At 44.0% G+C, this 5,497-nt stretch carries 6 protein-coding genes; all 6 read left to right on the forward strand.

Going from position 1 to position 5,497, the window contains the following annotated elements:
- Positions 1-166: 166 nt before the first annotated feature.
- The 6 genes from C7Y66_RS29700 to C7Y66_RS29725 are packed head-to-tail and all read left to right on the forward strand — an operon-like array spanning position 167 to position 5,455.
- A complete protein-coding gene (locus tag C7Y66_RS29700; protein WP_106548289.1) occupies positions 167-862 on the forward strand; it encodes an EthD family reductase in 696 nt (231 codons plus the stop codon).
- Positions 863-898: 36 nt separating this feature from the next.
- Entirely contained in the window at positions 899-1,339 is a 441-nt protein-coding gene (locus C7Y66_RS29705) for a VOC family protein (RefSeq protein ID WP_106217664.1), read from the forward strand.
- A gap of 40 nt (positions 1,340-1,379) precedes the next feature.
- Complete coding sequence (locus C7Y66_RS29710; RefSeq protein ID WP_106548290.1) at positions 1,380-2,888, forward strand: GMC oxidoreductase; 1,509 nt, start codon at positions 1,380-1,382, stop codon at positions 2,886-2,888.
- A gap of 18 nt (positions 2,889-2,906) precedes the next feature.
- Positions 2,907-4,358, forward strand: a complete 1,452-nt coding sequence (locus C7Y66_RS29715) for an ankyrin repeat domain-containing protein (protein ID WP_106548291.1) — start codon at positions 2,907-2,909, stop codon at positions 4,356-4,358.
- Positions 4,359-4,403: 45 nt separating this feature from the next.
- Entirely contained in the window at positions 4,404-5,051 is a 648-nt protein-coding gene (locus C7Y66_RS29720; RefSeq protein ID WP_199197728.1) for a DJ-1/PfpI family protein, read from the forward strand.
- Positions 5,052-5,077: 26 nt separating this feature from the next.
- Positions 5,078-5,455, forward strand: coding sequence for a hypothetical protein (locus C7Y66_RS29725; RefSeq protein ID WP_233222910.1), 378 nt, complete (start codon positions 5,078-5,080; stop codon positions 5,453-5,455).
- Positions 5,456-5,497: the final 42 nt, after the last annotated feature.

A 5,497-nucleotide genomic window follows, 5' to 3' on the forward strand; every position in this document is an offset into this window, starting at 1 on the left:
TGTTCTAAAAGGCACTCTATCGGTTCGATGGCTTTTCTGTCTACTGCCAAGCGCCAAAAACTGTCCGAAGTATTGATATTCAATAACTTTAGAAATAACTTTCAAGACAAACAACTTTACCGATCGCTACAACTAACGCACTACTCCTAACTTCATAAGGTTTCATATGATCCATCAACTTATATTTGCCCACCCTAAGCCAGGTATGACTGAGAAAGAGTTCCAGGATTACTGGGTCAATTTTCATGCAGTTTACTATGCCAGTAAGATTTCTCAGATCAAGCGTTACTTGGTTGATACCCGCATCCCATTTGGTCAAGAGCCAGAAGACCCTCTTTTTAGTGGTGTAGCGGAAATATGGCTAGAGAACGAGGAAGAGCAACTAGCATCTCTTCAGTCAAAGGAGTTTTTAGCAGGAGCGCGGCTGGATGAGCCTAACTGGGCAGCTTTCTGGCGCACTATGGCACTAGATACAACAGCTCACGTCCTGATGGAAGGCGAACCTTTGAAAAAAGATTCGACTTTGGTTAAAATTTTTGCTCTAGTCAAGCGTAAGGCTGGGATGCCCCTGGAGGAATTTCGGCAATACAGTTTGGAGGTTCATGCGCCCAAGGATTTAAAACTTCCAGGTCTGCGGCGTTACCTTCAGTGTCACGTGCGCGATAGTTTCTACGCTATTGGAGAATCAATCCTCGACTGTGTTTCACAGTTGTGGTTTGATGACATTCAGTCGCTAGAAAAAGCTTTGAACTCGCCGCAAGGCAAAGAATCTGAGTGGGATTTAGCTAATTTTGTCGAACCTAAATATGCTCATACCTTTGTCGCAAAAGAACATTGGATTATTGGTCCAGAATTCCGCTAGCGATCTAGAGCATGGTATTCGATTTGGATAACAATCATGACAGATAAAAGTGAAGGTCTTCTAGCTACTGTGAAGCATCTCGGAGTTTCTATTGCAGTGTCGAATCTGGAAGCAACAGCTAGGTGGTACAAAGAGCAATTAGGTTTCGAGGAAGTCCTAAGAAGAGAATTCCCAGAATTTGGCACTCGGATTGTATTTATTGAGACAAACGGTGTCAGAATCGAATTGATCGAGGATAAGAATTGGCATCCTGTAGACCGTCCAGATCCCCCCCAACACACTTCAATTCAAGGGGTCAGCCAGATTACTTTCAAAGTTGATGACATTCAAACAGCGATCGCACGGGTCAAAAGCCGACCGATTAAAATTGCTTGGGATCTCGTTATTGTCAAGGATATCGGTTTTAAAGAATTTTTTATCAGAGACAACGAAGGTAATATCATTCAATTTCTAGAAACGTTTGAACCCATACGTTAAGCGGCTATCAAGATGCGCCAAAATCATTGAGGCACAAATCATGACTGATATCAAAGCAATTGTAATCGGCAGTGGTTTCGGTGGAGCAGTAGCTGCCTTACGCTTAGGACGAGCAGGAGTTGAAACTCTTGTTTTAGAGAGGGGACGGCGCTGGACAATTGAAGATCCTACTAAAAATGCAACTTTTGCAACATTTAGAAATCCAGATAGACGAGCAGAGTGGCTGAATACAGTCACAAAAACCCCAGGTTATGAAGGAATTCCGATTGAAAAATACACCGGGGTACTCGAAATTTTAGAAAGAGGAGACTACAAGTTTTTAGTCGGGTGTGGTGTGGGTGGTGGTTCTTTGGCATATGGGGGAATTTTAATTCAACCACCGCAGGAACTATTCAAGCAGGTGTTTCCTAGCTCCATTAACTATGACGAAATGGATGCTGTTTATTTTCCCCGAGTCCACTCTGTTATTGGCAGCGCCCCTATTCCAGATGATGTTCTAGAAAGTGAATATTACCTGGGATTAAAGATACTGGAACAACACGCTCTCAAGGCAGGATTCTCTTATGTCGAATCTACCAATTGTGGCTTAATCAACGGAGTTAATCGATTTCCAATGGGAATTGATTGGGATATTGTCCGAGAAGAAATGGTAGGAAAAAGAGTGCCATCTGTGATTGCAGCTGAGTTTTGGTTTGGCAATAACAGTGGTGGTAAAAAAACACTGGATCGAAACTACCTGAAGTTAGCTGAGGAAACGGCTGCCGTTGAAATTCGCACTCATCATGTTGTCACCAAAGTTGCGGAAAGACCGGAAGGTGGTTATGCAGTTGTAGTAGACATAATTAACGACTCTGGTGAAGTTATTAACCAACAAACTTTAACTTGTGAGTACCTGTTTCTGGCTGCTGGGGTCATGGGGACTTGCGAACTCCTAATCAAAGCTAAAGCTAAGGGAGATTTACCAAAAATCAACGATCGCATAGGACAGGGATTTGGCAACGATGGCGATACCTATGCCTTTCGCACCAATCTGTCAGAAACTACCAACCCGCATTTAGGCGGTCCAGGTGCGATCGCTGTTCTCAATTATGATAATCCCATTTTTCCCTGTGTGATGATGCGAGCGCCATTACCGAGATTTGAACGAGATTTTCCGAAGAAAAATGTCATTGGTAGCTTTGTCTTTGCTATGACCCCTTATCGAGGCAACTTTAGCTACGACCCAGCTTCAGATACAGTCCAATTAAATTTTGCCAGCGACCCCACAGCCAAAGAAGCTGCTAAGTATTTAGCCGAACTGCTGAGCGAGAAAAATGGTGGCGAAGTGCCTCCGATTGCCTCTCAGACAACTGGTCATCAACTGGGAGGAGCCTGTATGGGTCAAGTTTGCGATGACTGCGGGCGCGTGGAAGGGCATTCACACCTATATGTTGTCGATGGTGCTTTAATTCCAGGGTCTAGTACCTGTGTCAATCCGGCACTGACAATCGCTGCGATCGCCGAGCGTTGTCTAGAGCGGATTTTGGCTGAGGATATTCAACATTCATGACTTTTGGGGAGGTCAATCATGAGCCAGGAAGAAACACAGAAAGTCGCCGAAAAGTGGTTCAACGCGCTAGATCTAGCTGACTATGAAACCGCAATGAGTTGTCTGGCAGACGATATCGAGTGGATCAATCTCCAACCAGTTAAGGGTGTCAGCGATATCATTCCCTGGATTGGTACGTCTCACGGTGTTGCTGAGGTGACAAAATCTTTTCAAGTCCGCGATCGCATAGCTGAGGTTAAGGTTTTTAAACCTGTCGAGCTAGTCGTGCAAGGCGATCGGGCATTTGGCACCGTGCATGACATGACAACAATTAAAGCAACTGGACTCACCTTCGACATCACTTTTGCTACCTGGATGCAGATTCAAGATGGGAAAATTGTGAAATGGAAATCTTACTGCGACCCGTCCCCGATCGTTGCAGCATTTCGGGGAGATTCAAAGGCTCGTTTCATTGAAGCTGTAGAAAATGACGATCTAGAGGCAGCTACAAGTCTCCTACAACAGGGAGCCGATCCTAATACCCGCAATCCAGAAAATGGATTGACTGTATTGATGACCGCAGCCTGTCACGCCAATGTTGCAATGGTGAAATTATTGCTCGATGCTGGTGCAGACGTTCTAACTACCGATCGTAAAACTGGGGCAACTCCCTTACATAAAGCTTGCCAGGGCGGTAGTGTAGAAGTCGCTCGGCTGCTTTTAGATGCCGGAGCATTTATTGACGCTGTTACGCCGACAATGGGTCATACTCCAATTATGGATGCCCTGTGGTACAAGTGGTTGGAATTGGTGAAGTTACTCGTCGAACGAGGGGCAAACCTCAATTTGAGTACTCACTATGGCTTTACGCTAGACGATCACCTTAACTTTGAACTCAACGTCAACCAAGGCGAAGAAAAGCAGAAATTTATTGTCATTAAACAAATCGTTGATGCGGGTAGAAAAGCTGCACGAGAAAGTATTGAATCTCAACAAGTCATGGCAGCAACCGATCGAGGAAATCTGGATGCAGTTAAGCAGTTAATCGAGAATAAGGCTGATGTCAATACTGTTTATCCTCACATAAATTCCTTTCTCGATGGACATACTCCTCTTTTAGTTGCTGCCCGCGATGGACATACAGAAATCGTCAGGGAACTCTTGAAAGCAGGTGCGAAAGTCAGGGTCGAAGACTGGGTATTTAAGGGGTCTCCTATCCATAAAGCAACTTATAACGGTAATCCTGAAATTTTGAAAATGCTGGTGGAACACCCCGATATCGATCTGAACGTGCAGGGACCGATCAATGGTTACACGCCCCTTCACGATGCTCTTTGGCATGGATATAACGAATGTGCTGAAATTCTGATTAATGCGAATGCCCGATTAGATTTGAAAGGACATGATGGCAAAACACCTTTGGATATTTCTATTGACGTATATGGTTCGGATGGTGAAATCCCAAAATTGATTCGCTCAAAAATGATATGAACGGAAGCTTCATTGAGGACGACTTTAGACTGTAGGAAATGGATTATGTTGATTTCTCATTTGTACCAGTCGGGATCTCGGCATCACTTTTCTAAAGGGGTACTAAAAAACCGGGAAGAAACAGCAAAACTGCAAGGAAAAAAAATTGGTATTCTGATTGAAAGTGACTTTTACGAACATGAAATTTGGTATTACCATTACCGCTTTGCAGAAGAAGGTGCTGAAACTCATCTCCTCACCCGCTTGTGGGGGCAACAATCTTTAACTTTTCAAGGACATGAATATCATGCACCGCTGGATTGTCATGAAAGTTTTGAGGATATAGACGATCGCGAACTCAATACTTATGCTGCTATCATTGTACCATCTGCCTTTGTAGCTGACCGTCTCAGGTATACAGAAGATCTAAGCCAACTTCCACCAGCTACTGGATTTCTGAAGCAAGCTTTTGCCAATCAAAACATTTTGAAAGGAATTATTTGTCATGGTATGTGGCTAGTTGCACCTGTGCCAGAACTAGTACGCGATCGCCGCGTGACTTGCCACAACAATTTGCATGGTGATGTTGTGAATATGGGTGCTATCTACACCGATCGAGATGTGGTTGTGGATGGAGATTTAGTCACAGGACGTAGCGGCGCTCATTGTCACTTATTTGCCCAGAAAATCATTGAAATACTGGCTGTAAGATAAACATTAAATAATAGAGGAAGTGGGGTATGACGCTAATAGTAGATCCGCCCAAAACTGCATACAAAATAGAGAAGGGACACCCACATCCTTTGGGAGCAATTCCAGATGAAAATGGGGTAAACTTCTCGATTTTTTCAGAACATGCTACAGGTATAGAACTATTGTTGTTTGACGAACATGATGACCCAGAACCCATCCAAGTTATTCAATTAGACCCCGATGTCAATAAAACATTCCACTTCTGGCATGTCTATGTCAGCGGGCTACAACCAGGGATGCACTACGCCTATCGAGTTGACGGTTCTTCCGATCGCAATGGCGGACACCGCTTTGATAAAAATAAGCTGTTAATTGACCCATATGCTAAAGCAATACTTCGGACAGTTTTTGGCGCTTGGCAGTAGACAGAAAAGCCATCGAACCGATAGAGTGCCTTTTAGAACAAA

Source organism: Chroococcidiopsis sp. CCALA 051, assembly GCF_003015105.1.
Lineage (GTDB): Bacteria > Cyanobacteriota > Cyanobacteriia > Cyanobacteriales > Chroococcidiopsidaceae > Chroococcidiopsis > Chroococcidiopsis thermalis.